Origin of the sequence: Paraburkholderia humisilvae (assembly GCF_902859855.1) — a bacterium.
Classification (GTDB): Bacteria; Pseudomonadota; Gammaproteobacteria; order Burkholderiales; family Burkholderiaceae; genus Paraburkholderia; species Paraburkholderia humisilvae.
In genome coordinates this window covers 15,417-31,902 of record NZ_CADIKH010000041.1, presented here as the reverse complement: position 1 = coordinate 31,902, position 16,486 = coordinate 15,417, and the positions used below count along the sequence as shown (strand labels likewise).

Annotated in this window: 18 protein-coding genes and 1 other RNA gene; 10 read left to right on the top strand and 9 right to left on the bottom strand. The window is 66.4% G+C overall.

All coding sequences use genetic code 11. The features are described from left to right. The first annotated feature begins 45 nt into the window (after positions 1–45). Positions 46–465 carry a PaaI family thioesterase gene (locus HV796_RS30180; RefSeq protein WP_175231023.1) on the top strand — a complete coding sequence of 140 codons (420 nt, stop codon included), beginning with the start codon at positions 46–48 and terminating at the stop codon, positions 463–465. Between the two features lie 18 nt (positions 466–483). On the opposite strand, the gene HV796_RS30175 is transcribed toward HV796_RS30180, so the two are convergent. Together HV796_RS30175 and HV796_RS30170 are read right to left on the bottom strand one after the other, a co-directional pair. Further along, positions 484–918 (bottom strand): DoxX family protein, encoded by a 435-nt coding sequence (locus tag HV796_RS30175; protein WP_175231020.1) that lies wholly within the window; start codon positions 916–918, stop codon positions 484–486. A 182-nt stretch (positions 919–1,100) separates the two neighbouring features. Continuing rightward, complete coding sequence (locus HV796_RS30170) at positions 1,101–2,582, bottom strand: cobyric acid synthase (RefSeq protein WP_175231017.1); 1,482 nt, start codon at positions 2,580–2,582, stop codon at positions 1,101–1,103. Between the two features lie 208 nt (positions 2,583–2,790). Between HV796_RS30170 and cobU the strand changes: the two genes are divergently transcribed. From cobU to HV796_RS30150, 4 genes are read left to right on the top strand one after another with little or no spacing between them, the layout of a single operon-like run. Continuing rightward, the gene (gene cobU / locus HV796_RS30165) at positions 2,791–3,366 is read left to right on the top strand and encodes a bifunctional adenosylcobinamide kinase/adenosylcobinamide-phosphate guanylyltransferase (protein ID WP_175231014.1); all 576 of its coding nucleotides are present in this window, start codon (positions 2,791–2,793) and stop codon (positions 3,364–3,366) included. Positions 3,367–3,368: 2 nt separating this feature from the next. After that, entirely contained in the window at positions 3,369–4,304 is a 936-nt protein-coding gene (cbiB, locus tag HV796_RS30160) for an adenosylcobinamide-phosphate synthase CbiB (RefSeq protein WP_175231011.1), read from the top strand. Positions 4,305–4,351: 47 nt separating this feature from the next. Next, positions 4,352–5,407 (top strand): threonine-phosphate decarboxylase CobD, encoded by a 1,056-nt coding sequence (gene cobD / locus HV796_RS30155; protein WP_175231008.1) that lies wholly within the window; start codon positions 4,352–4,354, stop codon positions 5,405–5,407. A 4-nt stretch (positions 5,408–5,411) separates the two neighbouring features. Next, positions 5,412–6,368 (top strand): cobalamin-binding protein, encoded by a 957-nt coding sequence (locus HV796_RS30150; RefSeq protein WP_175231006.1) that lies wholly within the window; start codon positions 5,412–5,414, stop codon positions 6,366–6,368. A gap of 57 nt (positions 6,369–6,425) precedes the next feature. On the opposite strand, the gene HV796_RS30145 is transcribed toward HV796_RS30150, so the two are convergent. From HV796_RS30145 to HV796_RS30125, 5 genes are all read right to left on the bottom strand, one after another. Then, positions 6,426–7,016 (bottom strand): histidine phosphatase family protein, encoded by a 591-nt coding sequence (locus HV796_RS30145; protein WP_175231003.1) that lies wholly within the window; start codon positions 7,014–7,016, stop codon positions 6,426–6,428. Then, positions 7,001–7,771 (bottom strand): adenosylcobinamide-GDP ribazoletransferase, encoded by a 771-nt coding sequence (locus tag HV796_RS30140; RefSeq protein ID WP_175231000.1) that lies wholly within the window; start codon positions 7,769–7,771, stop codon positions 7,001–7,003. Before HV796_RS30140 ends, HV796_RS30145 begins: the two co-directional genes overlap by 16 nt. A 69-nt stretch (positions 7,772–7,840) precedes the next feature. Then, on the bottom strand, positions 7,841–8,893 hold the full coding sequence (gene cobT, locus HV796_RS30135) for a nicotinate-nucleotide--dimethylbenzimidazole phosphoribosyltransferase (protein ID WP_175230998.1): 1,053 nt from the start codon (positions 8,891–8,893) through the stop codon (positions 7,841–7,843). A 22-nt stretch (positions 8,894–8,915) separates the two neighbouring features. Then, positions 8,916–9,791, bottom strand: coding sequence for an ABC transporter ATP-binding protein (locus HV796_RS30130; protein WP_175230995.1), 876 nt, complete (start codon positions 9,789–9,791; stop codon positions 8,916–8,918). Then, complete coding sequence (locus HV796_RS30125) at positions 9,791–10,795, bottom strand: FecCD family ABC transporter permease (protein WP_175231092.1); 1,005 nt, start codon at positions 10,793–10,795, stop codon at positions 9,791–9,793. Before HV796_RS30125 ends, HV796_RS30130 begins: the two co-directional genes overlap by 1 nt. Positions 10,796–11,659: 864 nt before the next feature. Between HV796_RS30125 and HV796_RS30120 the strand changes: the two genes are divergently transcribed. The 5 genes from HV796_RS30120 to HV796_RS30100 all read left to right on the top strand — a co-directional run bounded on the left by HV796_RS30120 (position 11,660) and on the right by HV796_RS30100 (position 14,167). Beyond that, a complete protein-coding gene (locus HV796_RS30120) occupies positions 11,660–12,025 on the top strand; it encodes an ATPase (RefSeq protein WP_175230992.1) in 366 nt (121 codons plus the stop codon). Next, positions 12,022–12,336: a cell division protein ZapA gene (locus HV796_RS30115; RefSeq protein WP_175230989.1), complete on the top strand. Its 315-nt coding sequence runs from the start codon at positions 12,022–12,024 to the stop codon at positions 12,334–12,336. Before HV796_RS30120 ends, HV796_RS30115 begins: the two co-directional genes overlap by 4 nt. A 94-nt stretch (positions 12,337–12,430) precedes the next feature. Further along, positions 12,431–12,612: non-coding RNA, 6S RNA (ssrS, locus tag HV796_RS30110), on the top strand. Between the two features lie 136 nt (positions 12,613–12,748). Then, positions 12,749–13,219: an EVE domain-containing protein gene (locus HV796_RS30105; protein ID WP_175230986.1), complete on the top strand. Its 471-nt coding sequence runs from the start codon at positions 12,749–12,751 to the stop codon at positions 13,217–13,219. Between the two features lie 213 nt (positions 13,220–13,432). Beyond that, a complete protein-coding gene (locus HV796_RS30100) occupies positions 13,433–14,167 on the top strand; it encodes an SIMPL domain-containing protein (protein ID WP_175230983.1) in 735 nt (244 codons plus the stop codon). A 114-nt stretch (positions 14,168–14,281) separates the two neighbouring features. Here HV796_RS30100 and lgt read toward each other — a convergent pair whose 3' ends face one another. Together lgt and HV796_RS30090 are read right to left on the bottom strand one after the other, a co-directional pair. Next, complete coding sequence (gene lgt, locus HV796_RS30095; protein ID WP_175230980.1) at positions 14,282–15,196, bottom strand: prolipoprotein diacylglyceryl transferase; 915 nt, start codon at positions 15,194–15,196, stop codon at positions 14,282–14,284. 105 nt (positions 15,197–15,301) lie between these two features. Beyond that, entirely contained in the window at positions 15,302–16,303 is a 1,002-nt protein-coding gene (locus tag HV796_RS30090; RefSeq protein WP_175231090.1) for a LysR family transcriptional regulator, read from the bottom strand. Positions 16,304–16,486: the final 183 nt, after the last annotated feature.

Below are 16,486 nucleotides of genomic sequence, written 5' to 3'. Positions count from 1 at the left end.
GGCACCGATTTGGATAAACCCCTTCCCTTTTTCGGGAGCCGTACGATGAGCAAACTGCGTACTGAGCGCGACCTCGAATGGCTGCGCGCGCTGCAACCCGGCACGCTGCCGGATCTGATCGGCTTCCGGGCGACCGCGCTCGACGAAGGCACGCTTACCGGAGAGTTGACGGTGCGGCCCGAGCTGCTCGCACCGAACGGCTATCTGCACGCGGCGACGGTCATCGGCCTTGCCGATACCGCGTGCGGCTACGCATGCCTCGCCCATCTGCCGCCGAGCGCGCAAAGCTTTACGACAGTCGAACTGAAAAGCAATTTCCTCGGCACCGCGACCGAGGGGACCCTCCGCGCGGTCGCGCAGGGCGCGCATCTGGGCCGCAACACGCAGGTGTGGGACGCGACCGTGTACGCGCCGGGCGGCAAGGTGATCGCGCTGTTCCGGTGTACGCAGATGGTGCTGTACTGACCTCGAGCGCCAGCGCGGTTACAGCTTGACCAGCCGCTGCGCGGGCGCGCGACCGAGCGCGAATGCGCCGTTGCCCAGTAGCGACTGCACCGCCAGCGCGGCCGCCCAGAACGCCGGATACTCCCACCCGCCGTTCGGCGATGCGAACCCCCAGCCATTGTGGAAATGCACCGACAGCGCGCCCAGCATGAACGGCAGCAGCACCAGCACAATCCAGCGCACCTGAACGCCCAGCAGCAGCGCGATGCCGCCGAACAGTTCGACAAACGTCGTCACGTAGGCGAGCCAACCCGGAAAACCGACTGACACAAAGAACTGCGCGGCGCCAGGAAGCGTGAAAACGAATATCTTCTGCAGGCTGTGCGCGAGATACAGCACGCCTAGTGCGATACGCAGCAGCAACGCGGCGAAATCGGCATTGGCCGTCTGAGCGGCGACGGATGGACGGTTCATGGCGGTTCCTTTTCCGAAGTGAAGGACGGACGACGCACGCTGCGTCATCGCTGGGAACCGACTGTATTCGAACCGATTTGCGCGAAAAATCGTGTCAGACGCTTAGATTATTTCCGATCAGGAATGAATCGAGCCCGCGCCGCCGGCAGCGGAGGGCGGCCAGCATCGGCATTGACGTTCGCTCAGCCGATCGCGCCGAACAGCCGCCGCAGGTCGAGATGCGCGGCGAGCGTATCCGCCAGCCGGTCAAGCGACGCTTCACGCAGCGCCGGATAGTCGAGCGGCGGCGCGGCGGCCAGCCCCGCCCATTCCAGCAGCGCCGCACAAGCCGCCGGCGTGTCGAACAAACCGTGCACGTAGGTCGCCAGAATCTGCCCATCCGCGGACATGGCGCCGTCCGGGCGCTCGCGACCGTCGGCCGTGTCGAGCTGCACCGCCGGCGACGCCAGCGCCGGACCGTCCGTCTCGCCCATATGAATTTCGTAGCCCGCTAGCGCGGGCGCGCCTGACAGCGCGAGTCGGCCGGTCACGATTTCCAACGTTTTCTCGCGCGTCAGCGTCGTCGAAAAATCGAGCCAGCCAAGGCCCGCCATGCTGCCGGGTGCGCCTTCGACGCCGTGCGGGTCCGCGACCTCGCGGCCGAGCATCTGCATTCCGCCGCACACGCCGATCACGCGGCCGCCATAGCGCAGATGCCGCTGCAGCACCGCGTCCCAACCCTGCGCGCGCAGGAACGCGAGGTCGTCCCGCACGTTCTTCGAGCCGGGCAGGATGATCAGATCGGCGGCGGGCGGACGCGCGCCGGCTTTGACATAGTGGAAATCGACCTGCGGGTGGGCGCGCAGCGCGTCGAAATCCGTGTGATTGCTGATGTGCGGCAGCGCCGGCACCACCACGCGCAACACGTTGCCCGGCGCCATGCCAGCGGCGTGGTCCGCATCAGCCGCGGCGCGCAGTTCGCGGGGCAGCATATCTTCCGCGTCGAGCGTCAGACCGTGCAGGTAGGGCACGACGCCGAGCACCGGTTTGCCGGTGCGCGCTTCGAGCCAGTCGAGCCCCGGTTTCAGCAGGCCCGGATCGCCGCGAAACCGGTTGATGATGAAACCGCGCACCCGTGCCTGCTCGCTCGCCGACAGGCACGCGAGCGTGCCTGTCAGATGCGCGAACACACCGCCGCGGTCGATATCGGCGACCAGCACGACCGGACAGTCGACCGCCTCCGCGAACCCCATATTCGCGATGTCGCGCTCACGCAGGTTCACTTCGGCCGGGCTCCCCGCACCTTCGACGAAAATCGTGTCGTACGTCGTTTGCAGGCGTGCATACGACTCGAGCACCGCTTCGAACGCGACCGGCTTGTAGTCGTGATACGCCCGCGCGTCGAGATTCATGCGCGCCTTGCCGTGGATGATCACCTGCGCGCCGCGATCGCTGGTGGGCTTGAGCAGCACCGGATTCAGGTCCGTGTGCGCGTCGATGCCCGCGGCGATCGCCTGCAACGCCTGCGCGCGGCCAATCTCGCCGCCGTCGACCGTCACCGCGCTATTGAGCGCCATGTTCTGCGGCTTGAACGGTGCGACCCGCACGCCGGCGCGGCGCGCGAGCCGGCACAGGCCCGCGACGAGCGTGCTCTTGCCCGCATCGGACGTGGTGCCCTGGATCATCAGCGTGCCGCGCGGCACCGCGGGCTGGCCGGGTCGAACGGCGGGTCGACCAGCGGAATGATCCGCGGGCCGATCCGCGGACTGGGCCTGAGGTGGAACGGGAGAAGAAGAAGTGGATGCGGTCACGAAGCGACGGGCGCAACGGCAAACGTCGCGCTATAGGCGAAGCGAAGGCCGCATTATCCCATCGCGCCGGTACAATCACGCGATGATTTCTCCCGACGTCACCCTGATCGTCGGCGGCGCGCGCTCCGGCAAGAGCGCGCACGCCGAGCAGCTTGCGAGCGACAGCGCACGCCCCGTCACTTACATCGCGACCGCGCGCGTCGCCGATGACGAATTCGCCGCCCGGGTCGCGCAGCACCGCGCGCGACGGCCGGCGCACTGGCGCGTCGTCGAGGCGCCGGTCGATCTGGCCGGTACGCTGGCGGCCGCGGACGCGCCCGGTCATTGCATTCTGATCGACTGCCTGACGCTGTGGCTCGCGAACCTGCTGTGCCCGCCCGACAATGCAACACCTACCGGCGACTATCAAACGCACTTCGACGCATTCGATGCGGCGCTGGCCGCCGCGCAATCGAAAGTGATCGTCGTCAGCAACGAGATCGGCCTGGGCGTCGTGCCGCTCGGCGCCGCGACACGCCTGTATGTCGATGAACTCGGCCGGCTCAATCAACGCATCGCCGCGCGCGCCGCGGCGGTGACGTTGATGGTCGCGGGCCTGCCGCTCGTCTTGAAAGCTGCGGTGCTCAATGCGCCGGCGCCTGACGCGAGCGGCCGCTGATCATGCTGTCGATGCCCCTGATCGCGGCTTGCGCGACCGCCGGAATGATCGTCGACCGCTGGTTCGGCGAGCCGCGCCGCCATCACCCGCTCGAAGCGTTCGGCCGCGTCGCGATGCGGCTCGAAGCGCACTTCAATACCGGCCGCCGCGGCCGGCCAGCGGGCCTGTTCGCGTGGCTGCTGGCCGTGGTTCCGCCAGTCGCGGCGAGCTGGGTGCTGGTCGAGATCCTGCCGGTCACGCTCGCCTGCGTGCTGCACGTTGCGCTACTGTGGTTCGCGCTCGGCGCGCGCAGCCTGCGCGAACATATCGCGCCGATCGCGCAGGCGCTCGCGCGGCGCGATATCGACGCAGCGCGCGAACTGACGTCGCGGATTGTGTCGCGCGAAACCGGACATGCGGACGAAGCGGCACTGTCACGCGCAGCGGTCGAGTCAACGCTCGAGAACGGCAACGATGCGGTGTTCGGCGCGCTGTTCTGGTTTGCGCTGCTCGGCGGTCCGGGCGCGCTGGCGTTCCGGCTCGCCAACACGCTCGATGCGATGTGGGGCTACCGGACGCCGCGCTTTCTGCGCTTCGGCTGGGCCGCCGCGCGCATCGACGATGTGCTCAACTGGGTGCCGGCGCGCCTTACCGCGACGAGCTACGCGCTGCTCGGCGACACGCGCACCGCGTGGCGCTGCTGGCGCGAGCAGGCGGCACGCTGGGACAGCCCGAACGCCGGGCCGGTGATGGCCGCGGGGGCTGGCAGCCTGAACGTATTGATCGGCGGGCCCGCGGTCTACAACGGCGAGATCGAGCGCCGGCCGACGCTCGGCGCAGGGCAGCCGGCAACCGCCGCGCATGTGAACGCGGCGCTCGCGCTGGTCGAGCGCACCGGGATTCTGTGGCTCGCCGTGCTGATCGTGCTCGCGCTGTTGAGCGTACCGTTTCAGGCGTGACATTCCACGCATCCGATCTGGCCCGCGATGATGGCTTCCCTCCGCCCATGACCCACACCCCCGCCCACCTCCCCGCTCACCCCGTCCAGCATGGCGGAAATCTGCACGAAGCCGCGCGCCTGTATCGCATTCCTTACGACCAGTGGCTCGATCTGTCGACGGGCGTCAACCCGCACGGCTATCCGGTGCCGCCCGTTCCCGCCGCTGCATGGCGCCGCCTGCCCGACGACGGCGATGGGTTCGCCGCGCTCGCCGCGCGCTACTACGGCGCGCCGGACGCGTCGCACGTGCTGCCCGTCGCGGGCAGCCAGGCGGCGATTCGCGCGCTGCCCGCGCTGCTGCCGCACGCGACGGTCGCGATCGCGCCGCTCACCTACAGCGAATACGCACCGGCATTCGCACGCGCCGGGCATCAGGTTGCGCCGCTCGACGCGACGCGTGCCACGTTGCCCGACGCGATCACCCATGCAGTGATCGTCAATCCGAACAATCCGACCGCCGACTACGCCGGTGCGGACATGCTGCTCGATTGGCACGCGCAATTGTCCGCGCGCGGCGGCACGTTGCTGGTCGACGAAGCATTCGCCGATGCAATGCCGGCGCCTTCGGCATCGCTCGCCTCATGCGTCGCGCGGCCGGGGCTCATCGTGCTGCGTTCGCCGGGCAAATTCTTTGGGCTGGCCGGCGTGCGCGCGGGTTTTGTGCTGGCCCAGCCCGACTTGCTCGACGCGTTGCTCGACGCGCTCGGTGCATGGACGGTCAGCGGTCCCGCGCGGCACGCGGTATCGGCGGCGTTTGCCGATACGCACTGGCAACAGCAGATGCGCGAGCGTGTCACTGCGGCCGGCGAACGGCTTGCGACGTTGTTGCGCGCGCAACGGTTTACCGTGCAGGCGACGCCGCTTTTTTGCTGGACTGCCGATCCACACGCGCATGCGCTGCATCGCGCGCTTGCGGAGCGCGGCATCTGGACGCGGCTATTTGCCCACTCGCAGCCGGCAAGCGTGCGCGTCGGCCTACCCGCATCGGCAGACGACTGGACGCGGCTCGAACGCGCGGTCGCAGAAAGCGTGCATGTGATCGATGCGCGTCGCGCACGCTAGAGTCATGTACGTGCGACGCCGTCTTGCCTTCCCCTTCACCCGCATTGCGCGGCTTGCCTGCATCGCGTGTATCGCTGTCACGAGCGCACATCCGTCGATCGTGACAGCGGCACCCATCACCGTCACCGACGACACCGGCGTCGCCGTCACGCTCAACGCTCCCGCACAACGCATCATCAGCCTCGCGCCGCACACGACCGAACTGCTCTACGCGGCAGGCGGCGGGACGAAGATCGTCGGCGCGGTCAGCTATAGCGACTATCCGCCTGAAGCGAAGCAGTTGCCGCGCGTCGGCGACAACAAGGCGCTCGATCTCGAGCGCATCGCCGCGTTGCGGCCGGATCTGATCGTCGTGTGGCGACATGGCAATGCGCAGCTGCAGATCGAACCCCTGCGCGCTCTGCATGTGCCGTTGTTTTTCAGCGAGCCGCGTCATCTCGACGATATCGCGGCCACGCTCACGAAGCTGGGCGAACTGCTCGGCACATCGCCGGTCGCGGACAACGCGGCGAGCGCATACCGGCAAAGCATCGCGCAATTGCGCGCGCGGTATGCGGCAAAGTCACCGGTCAGTGTGTTTTACGAAGTATGGGACCGTCCGTTGATGACGTTGAATGGCTCGCATCTGATCAGCGACGTGATCGCGCTATGCGGCGGGCGCAATGTATTCGCCCAGCTCGAGCCGCTTGTGCCAACCGTATCGATCGAAGCGGTGCTTGCCGCGAACCCGGAGGCCATCGTGACCGCGGCGCCGGGCGCCACCGCACCGAACGCCGCGCTGCCGCAGCTCGACACCTGGCGCCGATGGCCTGCGATCACCGCGGTCGCGCGCAACAACCTGTTTGCCATCGATGGCGATCTGATCAGCCGTCCCACGCCGCGTGTTGCGCAAGGCGCTGCGCAATTGTGCGCGGACCTCGACATCGCGCGTTCGCGCAGGCCGGCGCCACGGCAGCCTTAGATCAATCACTGACGCGCGCCGATACGCACGCCCGTGCACGTGTCGTTCGGCAAGCGATCACGCATTCCACCGCACGATCGCCCACTTCATCGACACATCGTTACGCCGCAACCACACCACCGCCCCCGCATCGAGCGCCCACTGCAGACACGCGTCAACCGCAAGACCGAGCGTCAGCGCCGCGATCACCCGCATCACGCCCGCATGCGTGACCACATACGCGGGACTCAATTCGCGCGTCTGCTCGAACACGTCGAACCAGGTGCGCACACGCGAGACAAACTGCGCGACGCTTTCGCCGCCATGCACGCGCGCGCCTTCGAAATCTTCAGCCCACGCATCGAGCAGCACACGATCGATATCGTCCCAGCGCTGCAATTCCCATGTGCCGAAGTTCATCTCTTTCAGGCTGTCGTCGCTGCTCGCGGTACAGCCGAAGTTGGCGGCAAGCGCGGCGGCGACGGTCGCGCAGCGCGTAAGCGGACTCGTCAGCACGACACGCGGCGCAGGCACCTGCAAGGTCGCCAAACGTACCGCGAGCGCTTCGGCCGACACGTCAGGCCCTGTTACGAGCGGCACGTCACTGTCACCGTAACAAACCCCGGCATCGACGCTCACCGCCGGATGACGAATCAGGACCACATCCATGCGACCCCCGTCAGGTAAATAGCCAATTCGAATATCTGCTGCGCGAGGCCAAGGCAATCGCCGGTATAACCACCGACGCGACGCACGAAGTAGCGACCCAGTGCAATACGCAGTGCGAACAGTACGCCTGTAATCAAGCAACCTTCGCGCCAGTCGGGCCAGAAAAGCCACGGCACCCCCAACAGCATTGCCCAGGCGAACGCGCCGCGCGTCATCCGCTGCGCGACCGGTTTTGCTTTGCCCTCCGCGCGCACGTAATCGAGTGTGACGAGATAGCTGATCGCGCATGCACGGCTTGCCGCGTGCGCGGCAATCATCAGCCACGCGGCGCGCAGTGGCGGCAACACCGCGAGCGTCTGCCATTTGAGCGCGAGCGCGATCACCAGTGCGATCGCGCCGAAAGCGCCGATCCGCGAGTCTTGCATGATGCGCAATACATCTTCGCGCGAATAGGCACCACCGAACGCATCAGCACAATCCGCAAGGCCGTCCTCATGAAAGGCACCGGTGACGAAAAGCGTTGCCGCCATCGACAGCAGTACCGCAATGCCCGCAGGAAAGAAGCGCAACGCCGCGAGGTAGACGAGCGCGCCGAGCGCACCGACCAGCACGCCGACCAGCGGGAAGTAGCGGGCCGCACCATTCAGATAGTGAGGCGCGTAGCCAACCCAGCGCGGCGCCGGTACGCGCGTGAAATAACTGAGCGCCGTGAAGAAGTAACGCAACTCCGAACGCAACTGGGCGAGCGGATTCATCGTCGCGCACCTTCACTTGACATGGGGTGAGTCCGCGCGCGGCGCGATGGTCCGGCGGCGTCTGACGGTTCACGCATCGCGATCCGCCACGCCTGCGGATTCGAAACTCGCCATCTCGTTGACGAACGCGACGGCCGCGCGCAGCAGGGGCACCGCGAGCGCCGCGCCGGTGCCCTCACCCAGGCGCAGATCGAGCGCCAGCAGCGGTTCGGCCCGCAGATGTTCGAGCATCCGACGATGCCCAGTTTCGTTCGATGCATGCGCGAATGCACAGTAATCGCGCACCGCCGGCGCCAATGCCAACGCCACCAGCAGTGCAGCGGTCGCGATAAAGCCGTCGACGAGAATCGTCATGCGTGCTTCGGCTGCCGCGACGTAAGCGCCCGCCATCATCGCGATTTCGAAGCCGCCGAAGGTGGCGAGCACGTCGAGCGGTTCAGTCACGTTCGTATGACGTTCGAGCGCCGCCGCAAGCACGTCGCGCTTTTTCGCGAGGCCCGTATCGTCGAGACCCGTGCCGCGCCCGACGCAGACATCGATCGGCAGTGCGCATAGCCGGCTCATCAGGCACGCGGCGGCGGAGGTGTTCGCGATACCCATCTCGCCGAAGCCGATCACGTTCGTCCCGAGCGCCGCGTGATGGCGCACGCGCGCCGCGCCCGATTGCAACGCGCTTTGCGCCTGAGCGCGCGTCATCGCCGGCTCGTGCGCGAAATTGCGCGTGCCCAGGGCGACCGGAATATCGACGAGTTGGGCCGCGGCGCGCAGCGGCGTCGCGACGCCTGCGTTCACGACTTCAAGCGTCACACCGGCGACGCTGGAGAACGCGTTGATCGCCGCGCCGCCGGCGAGAAAATTCAGCACCATCTGCGCGGTCACCGCCTGCGGATACGGGCTTACGCCTTGCGCGGCGATGCCGTGATCGGCGGCGAACACGATGATCACCGGACGTTCGATGCGCGGCTGCGTCGTGCGCTGGATCAGGCCCATCTGCAGGGCGAGCGTCTCGAGCTGGCCAAGGCTGCCGGGCGGCTTCGTCTTCGTATCGATGAGGTGCTGCAGTTCGGCACGCATCGTCTGATCGATGGGTTCGACGGCGGGCAGGGAGTACGCGAGAGTCATGGGTGGATTCGAGTGAGGATCGTCAACAGGATGAAGCAGGTGTGTCGCCATCGCGAAGCGGCGGCGTATTCGAACGGGCTCCCGGGTAAGGCCGCAGCGCGGGAATCAACGCTTCATGGTCACCGTCGCGAATCAGGGCAAGCGGATAGCCGAACGCGCGGCTCGCGAGTTCGGGCGTCAGCACGTCGCGCGCCGGCCCGGTCCAGGTCGCGCCGCAGCCGTCCAGCAGCAGCGCATGCGTCGCGAAGCGACGCGCGAGATTCAGGTCGTGGCATGAAAACAGTATTGTGCGCGCGGCCTGACGTGTGCCGTCGCGCGTCCAACCGTCCAGCGCTTCGAGGCAACCGATCTGATGATGCAGATCGAGATGCGCGAGCGGCTCGTCGAGCAGCAAAAGCGGCGCGTCCTGGCACAGTACCGCGGCGAGCGCGACACGCTGGCGTTCGCCGCCCGATAGAGACAGCACGTCGCGCCGCGCGAAGTCCGCGAGACCGAGCAGCGCGAGCGCCGCATGCGCGGCCGCGCGATCGCCCGCGCGCTCCCAGCCCCAACCGGTTAGATGCGGAAAGCGGTTCAGCAGCACCACGTCGAGCACGCTTGCACTGAACGCGTCGTGCGCACTTTGCGGCATCAGCGCGCGCCGTTGCGCCAGCCGCGCGGGCGGCCAGCCGGATGCGCGCACACCGTCGATCTCGACGTGCCCCGCAGCCGGATGCAACAGCCCCGCGAGCGTTGCAATCAACGTGGTTTTGCCGGCGCCGTTCGGCCCGGCGATGCACCACATCTCGCCCGGATAAAACGTGTGCGTGAAGTCTTCGACAAGCGTGCGCATACCGGCGCGCAATGTCAGATGTTGCGCGTGGAGCGTGGCGACAGCGGCGGACGCTTGAGCGTTCATCAGCGCCGCCTGTGCAACAGCATCCACAGGAACACCGGCACGCCCGCGAGCGCGGTAATCACGCCAACCGGCAATTGGGCAGGCGCGATCACGGTGCGCGCGACGAGGTCCGCGCCCATCACCGCCGCGCCGCCGCCGAGCGCGGCCGCGGGCAGCAGCATCCGCTGGTCGTTGCCGAACGCGAGCCGCAGCATATGCGGCACGACCAGACCGACAAAGCCGATCGTGCCGCCGGTCGTCACCGCCGCGGCGGTCGCCAGCGATGCAACGAGGTACACGCGCAGACGCAAGCGCACGACCGGCACACCGAGCGCGCGCGCAGCGGCGTCGCCGCGCAGCAGCACGTTCAGTTGCGGCGCGACGGGCACGATGACCGCCAGCGCGAGCAAGGCGGCCGCGAGCGCGGCCCACGGCAGCGTGCCGCCGCTCAGGTCGCCGGTCAGCCAGAACAGCATCCCGCGCAGGCGGCTTTCGGGCGCGACGGTCAATAGCAGCGTGATCACCGCGCCCCAGCCCGCGGCAATCACCGCGCCCGTCAGCAACAGACGCGGCGACGTGTCCTGCGGTTCACCGCGCCACAGTTCGCCGCGCGCGAGGCCAAGCACGACGAGGATCGATGCGAACGCACCCGCGCAAGCGCTCGCATCGACGACCCACCACGCGCAGCCGGCCATCATCGCGAACAGCGCGAAGGTCGCGGCGCCGCCCGATACACCGAGCACGTACGGTTCAGCAAGCGGATTGCGCAGCAACACCTGCAACAGCGCGCCGGCAAGCGCAAGCAACGCGCCGCACGCAAAGCCGGCGAGCGCGCGCGGCAGCCGCAGCGAGCGGACGATTTCGCCGGCGAGATCGCCCGGCGCGCCATGTGACGACGGCACCAGCGCGGCGAGCACGCGCGCGGGCGCCACCGACACACTGCCCAGTGCCAGCGATGCGACGAAGACCGCGCAGGCGAGCGCGCCGAGCACTGCCCAGATCGCGGCCGCGCGGCGAGCGGTCATCGCGTGCGCAACTTTCGCTGGGTGGCTTATCCGCGCGAGTTCAGTCACGGCGGTTCCGTGCGCCTGGCAGGCTAGTGCTTGAGCAAGCGGCCGGGCCACCGCTTTGGCCACCGCTTTGGCCACCGCTTTGGCCACCGCTTTGGCCACCGCTTTGGCCGCAGTCAGGGCCACGGTCAGGGCCACGGTCAAGGCCGCAGTCGAGCCCCCGGTTGCTGCCGGCCCACGAGCGGATGCGCGCTGCGCGAGCGTGTGCGATACGTGAAGGCAGGTTCATCGTCGTTGTCGAAGAAGTTCTATGTTTTGTGCCGCGACCGATCGGACCCGCTTGCAGTCGCCTTCCACGCGCGGCTGACGCGATGCCCGTAGCCGAGATAGTAACTGTTTGCCCCGCGACCATCGGAATACCCGCGCGGCGCGCACGCGCGCGCCAGCGAGGTTCGCCGGCCGTTCGCGAACGGGAAAATCAACCGGCAAACCAGCGGCCAAACCAACGGCGCGCGACCCTGCCGATGGTTCGCGACGGTTCGCTTTGGATAGGTCGGCACGCCGAACGGATCGGCCGCGCCCTGCGCGTCGCGCACTCCGCGGCTTGCCGGTTCGCTTGCACGTGGTCCGCGTTATGAACGCCGCAGGCACCGCTCGTCGACCGGTCGTCGCGAAAGGCAATCCTCTGTTCGATCACACATTGCCGTCTGCAAAAAACGCGTATACGTTGAGTGTTTTGCGCATCGCGCGTACAGCATCGTCCACGCCTCGCGCGCGATCCCGCCGCACAAAGCGCTGCTGTTACGTCTCGAAACGAGACAAATGCCCGTACGTCGGGCATTCCGCGCTAAAATGCGGGGTCTTTAGAGGACGCAGCTCATGCTCACCGAACTCGAAACCCTGTCAAAGAACATCGGCCGCCTGATCCAGATCAGCCAGCGGCACCAGGAAGCGCGCGCCGCACTCGAGGCGCAGCTCGCGCAAGCGCGCGCCGAATGCGACGCCACGCGCACGGAACTCGAGCAGCTTCGCGAAGAGCGCAATGCGTTTCAGGCCGAACGCGATACGCTGTCCGCCAAGATCGACGACGCACAGGTGCGCCTGAACGCCATCCTCGAAAAGCTGCCGCGTGCGCGTGGGCATGCCGAGCCGGACAATCAGCTCGACCTGCTGGCCCCTGACCATCACGAAGAAGAGCACGAAGGCGCGCATCGCGACGTGACCCGTCACGGAGAAAACGCATGACCACAAAGCAGATCGAAGTGTCGATTCTCGGCCAGTCATATCGTCTTGCCTGCTCGCCGGAAACCGAGGCTGCGCTGCTGGAAGCGGTCGCACGCGTCGACGCCGAAATGACGAAGATCCGCTCGAACAGCAACGTGCGCGGCCAGGACCGCATCGCGGTGATGGCGGCCCTTTCGCTGGCATCGGAACTGCTTCAGTTGCAGTCGAGTGTTCGCCATGGGGAATCATTTCCCGCCGAGGAAATCCGGCGTACAATGGCGCAAATGAACAAGCAGCTCGACGCAGTGATCGAGCAATACAGCGCTCAGTAAAGCATCTTTAGGCGGGTTCGTATCGTAGGCGGTCGTTGAGTCGGTCGTTCGAGTTGCGGTCCTGCTGAAGCGGTTTGAGCTTCACCTTGTTTTAGCTTCCCTGCCTGGTTCGCCAAGGTCATATATTCCTTGAACCAATGCCATGTGCACGGTTGCGGAAATTTGTAGCACGGGCGTGCGCGTCACTCTGTCTGATGTACCCGAAGTGCTGCTAACTGCGACCAATTCTGAACCTCAGGTTCAGGATGCCGGCCTAGCGGCTATGGCGGGGACCTATATCAAACGGCATCGGACAAACGTCCGGTGCCGTTTTTCATTGGGCTGTCGCATTCAACGATCGATTCGGTGCGCTTCCGTTCCGCAGCATCCTTAACGCCCGTCAAGGTCCTTAACGTCACGTTCCATTTGACTTATGCGCTACTGGCTGATGAAGTCCGAACCGGACGAAGCAAGCATCGACGATCTCGAGGCCGCGCCTCACCGCACCTTGCCGTGGACCGGCGTGCGCAACTATCAGGCGCGCAACTTCATGCGCGACGGGATGAAGCCCGGCGACGGCGTGCTGTTCTATCATTCGAGCTGCCCCGAACCGGGTATCGCGGGGCTCGCCGAAGTGACGTCGACGCCGTATCCCGACCCCACTCAATTCGATCCGAAGAGTCCGTACTACGACCCGAAGTCGTCGCAGGAAACGCCGCGCTGGATGCTCGTCGATGTCGTGTTCAGGAAGAAGCTGCAACTGATTCCGCTCGCCGCGCTGCGCGAGCACGACGAACTCGCGGACATGCGCGTGCTCGCAAAGGGCAACCGCTTGTCCATCACGCCGGTCACGGACGCGGAATGGAAGTTCATTACGAAGCGGCTTGCGAAGCCCGCTGCATGATTGCGCAGCCGTCGCCGCCCCGTTCCTCACGCTTGTGTCCCGGCCTCATCGCAAAGCTCAGTGTCGAGGAACGATTCAGGTGTCGATCGGGAACCTGATCGTCAAGGTTACCGCCTAACGGGATCGCAAGGGACCTGCAAGCTCGCATTCGCATGCATCACATCGCGTCGCCCGAACCGCGAGCACCCCTCGCCTAACCAAGGAGTCAAATCCATGATCAAAAAAACCAGGCTTGCATGGACGCTCGCCGGAACCTGTCTCGTGCCGCTGCTGCTTTCGCTCACACCTGTCGAGGCAAGCGCGCAAACCATCGTGCCTGCTCAGCCGTCGGGCGTGCTGTCGCTCAATGCGCAAGCGAGCACCGAAGTGCCGCAGGACGTCGTCAACATCACGCTGTTCTTCGAGCAGGAAGCGAGCGACCCTTCGGCCTTGACGAACACGCTGAATCAGCATGCGGACGCCGCTTTACAGAAGGCAAGAGGGGTCGCCGGCGTGACCGCGCGCACGGGTTCGTTCTCGATCTTCCCGTCCACCGATCGTGACGGGCGCATCTCCGCATGGCGCGGCCGCACCGAGGTCCTGCTCGAATCGCACGACTTTGCCGCTGCGTCAAAGCTGGCCGGACAGTTGGCGCCGGGAATGCAGATCGGCAACGTGCAATTCTCGTTGTCGCCGGAAGCGCAGCGCGCCGCCGAGAAGAAGCTGACCGGCGAGGCCATCGCGTCGTTCCGGCAGCAGGCGGCGTCGTCCGCGCAGGCGTTCGGCTACAGCAGCTATACGATTCGCGAAGTCAACGTCGGCCAGAGCGGCCTGATCCAGCCGCGTCCGATGATGATGATGGGCGCGCGCGCGATGTCCGCGGATGCGAAGTCCATCGCGCCGGTATCGCTCGAAGGCGGCACATCGACGGTGACCGTCAATGTGTCGGGCTCGGTGCAGATGAAGTGACGCGCGCGTCACCGCAGGTTGAAACGAAAACGCCACGGTATGCCGTGGCGTTTGTTCATCGTGGCGGCGCATCACGTTCGCGGCAAATCACGCGCACCACCGCCCCGTCCGGCCTCAGGGACTGCCACTCACATTCACCGGCTGCCGCACCTGTCGCCCCGCACGCCGATACGACCATACGAGCATCACGATGCCCGCAATGATCATCGGCAGCGACAGCCACTGGCCCATCGACAACCCAAGCGCAAGCAATCCGAGAAAATCATCAGGCTCGCGCGCGAACTCGACCGTGAAGCGCGCAAGGCCATAGCCGATCAGGAACACCGCCGACACCGCGCCGACCGGCCGCGGTTTGCGCGAGAAGAAGATCAGCACGAAAAACAGCACGACGCCTTCGAGCGCGATTTCATAGAGCTCGGACGGATGGCGCGGCAGCAGATGATATTGCGCGAACACTTCGTTCAGATGCCATTGCGCAGCCTGCTGCGGATGGGCGGCAAGCCACGCGGCGTCGTCGTTCGCGGCGCCCGGGAACAGCATCGCCCATGGCGCTGACGGATCGGTCACACGCCCCCACAACTCGCCGTTGATAAAGTTGCCAAGCCGCCCGGCAGCCAGACCGGTCGGCACCATCGGCGCGACAAAGTCGGTGACCTGCATCCACGTGCGATTGCGCTGCCACGCGAACAGGGTCATCGCGATCACCACGCCGAGGAAGCCGCCGTGAAACGACATGCCGCCTTCCCACACCTTGAAGATCTCGAGCGGATGCGCGAAATAAAAGCTCGCCTTGTAGAACAGCACGTAGCCGAGCCGGCCGCCGAGTATCGTGCCGAGCACGCCGTAGAACAGCATGTCGTCGATATCCTTCGCGGTCCAGCCCTGCGCGGCAACGTGCGGCAGCCGCAGCCGCAACCGGCCGACGACGATCGCCGCGATAAAGGCAACGAGATACATCAGGCCGTACCAGCGCACGGCGAGCGGCCCGAGATGGATGGCGACGGGATCGAAATTCGGGTGAATGAGCATCGTGTGGATTGTTGGAGGTCGGTTCTGGGAGACTCGGGTGAAGGACGAAGGTGTCGGATGTGGGGTTGGAGCCGGCGACGCGCGCGGGCGTTCAATCGGATCAAATCAGGCGCGACGCGGAGCCACCGCATGCGCGCGCGCAATCTCGATGAAGCCGGCAAGCACCGGACTGACCGCCTGCGTGCGCCACACGAGCCCCGTTTCGATCGCCGGCACCGCCTCGCTCAACGGCCGGTACACCACGCCCGTGCGCCGCAGATTACGCAACGATTGCGGCACCAGCGCGACGCCCATGCCCGCCGACACGAGGCTGACGATCGTCTGCATCTGGATCGCTTCCTGCCCGATGCGCGGTGTCAGACCGGCGGCGCCGTAGCAATCCATAATGATGTCATAAAAGCCAGGCGCCAAACGCCGCGGGAAGATGACGAGCGGTGCGTCGGCGGCATCGCGCAGGCTGATCGGCGAATCGCGCCATTCGGCCGGAGCGGCCGTGGGATGCGCTTCACCTGGTTCGACGCCCGCTCGCCCAGTGGCTTTGCTGGTGGCCGCCTCATTGGCCTCGACACGCGCCGCCATCTGCGCGGACATCGCAATCACCAGCGGCTCGCGCGCAATCGGCAGCCATGATAGCTGCGCCGCGTACCGCGGCGGCAGCGGCCCGATCACGAGACCCGCATCGATATGGCCCGCGACCAGCTCTTCGAGCTGGATGTCGCTGGTCGCCTCGGTGAGTTGCAGCCGCACGCGCGGATGTCGCACGCCGAAATCGCGCAGCAAGGGCGGCAGCACACCGTAATCGGCGGTCGACACGAACGACAGCGACAAGCCGCCCGATTCGCCACGTGCAAGACTCTGCGCGAGCGGCCGCAGCGCCTCCGCGCTTGCCAGCAGACGCCGCACTTCGGGCAGCAGATCGACGCCGACCGGCGTCAGTTCGACCGAGCGCTTCGTGCGCGCGAACAGCTCGACACCGAGCGTTTCCTCGAGCGCGCGGATCGCCTGCGACAGCGGCGGCTGCGTCATCGACAGGCGCACCGCCGCGCGGCCGAAGTGCTTCTCTTCAGCGACCGCGACGAAGTAGCGCAGCTGGCGCAAATCGGGCATGGTCGGGGTGGTCACGAATCCCTCCTTTGATACATTTCTCGACCTAATCTACCCTCAATAATATATTGGACATTCTCTCGCGGAAACTGCATTCTTCCGCGACGCGACCGGCCTACACTGCATCTGACCCGTGCACGCGCAAGCGCCGGCGCACCGATCACAACAAACTGGATGGAGCGCCCC

Coding starts and splice junctions, on each gene's coding strand:
- HV796_RS30140 (WP_175231000.1), bottom strand. CDS start 7,771: ATGAATCCGCTCGCCCAGTTGCGTTCGGAGTTGCGTTACTTCTTCACG.
- HV796_RS30180 (WP_175231023.1), top strand. CDS start 46: ATGAGCAAACTGCGTACTGAGCGCGACCTCGAATGGCTGCGCGCGCTG.
- HV796_RS30145 (WP_175231003.1), bottom strand. CDS start 7,016: ATGGATGTGGTCCTGATTCGTCATCCGGCGGTGAGCGTCGATGCCGGG.
- HV796_RS30100 (WP_175230983.1), top strand. CDS start 13,433: ATGATCAAAAAAACCAGGCTTGCATGGACGCTCGCCGGAACCTGTCTC.
- HV796_RS30090 (WP_175231090.1), bottom strand. CDS start 16,303: ATGCCCGATTTGCGCCAGCTGCGCTACTTCGTCGCGGTCGCTGAAGAG.
- HV796_RS30105 (WP_175230986.1), top strand. CDS start 12,749: ATGCGCTACTGGCTGATGAAGTCCGAACCGGACGAAGCAAGCATCGAC.
- cbiB (WP_175231011.1), top strand. CDS start 3,369: ATGCTGTCGATGCCCCTGATCGCGGCTTGCGCGACCGCCGGAATGATC.
- cobD (WP_175231008.1), top strand. CDS start 4,352: ATGACCCACACCCCCGCCCACCTCCCCGCTCACCCCGTCCAGCATGGC.
- HV796_RS30115 (WP_175230989.1), top strand. CDS start 12,022: ATGACCACAAAGCAGATCGAAGTGTCGATTCTCGGCCAGTCATATCGT.
- cobT (WP_175230998.1), bottom strand. CDS start 8,893: ATGACTCTCGCGTACTCCCTGCCCGCCGTCGAACCCATCGATCAGACG.
- HV796_RS30120 (WP_175230992.1), top strand. CDS start 11,660: ATGCTCACCGAACTCGAAACCCTGTCAAAGAACATCGGCCGCCTGATC.
- HV796_RS30125 (WP_175231092.1), bottom strand. CDS start 10,795: ATGACCGCTCGCCGCGCGGCCGCGATCTGGGCAGTGCTCGGCGCGCTC.
- HV796_RS30175 (WP_175231020.1), bottom strand. CDS start 918: ATGAACCGTCCATCCGTCGCCGCTCAGACGGCCAATGCCGATTTCGCC.
- HV796_RS30150 (WP_175231006.1), top strand. CDS start 5,412: ATGTACGTGCGACGCCGTCTTGCCTTCCCCTTCACCCGCATTGCGCGG.
- lgt (WP_175230980.1), bottom strand. CDS start 15,196: ATGCTCATTCACCCGAATTTCGATCCCGTCGCCATCCATCTCGGGCCG.
- HV796_RS30170 (WP_175231017.1), bottom strand. CDS start 2,582: ATGATCCAGGGCACCACGTCCGATGCGGGCAAGAGCACGCTCGTCGCG.
- cobU (WP_175231014.1), top strand. CDS start 2,791: ATGATTTCTCCCGACGTCACCCTGATCGTCGGCGGCGCGCGCTCCGGC.
- HV796_RS30130 (WP_175230995.1), bottom strand. CDS start 9,791: ATGAACGCTCAAGCGTCCGCCGCTGTCGCCACGCTCCACGCGCAACAT.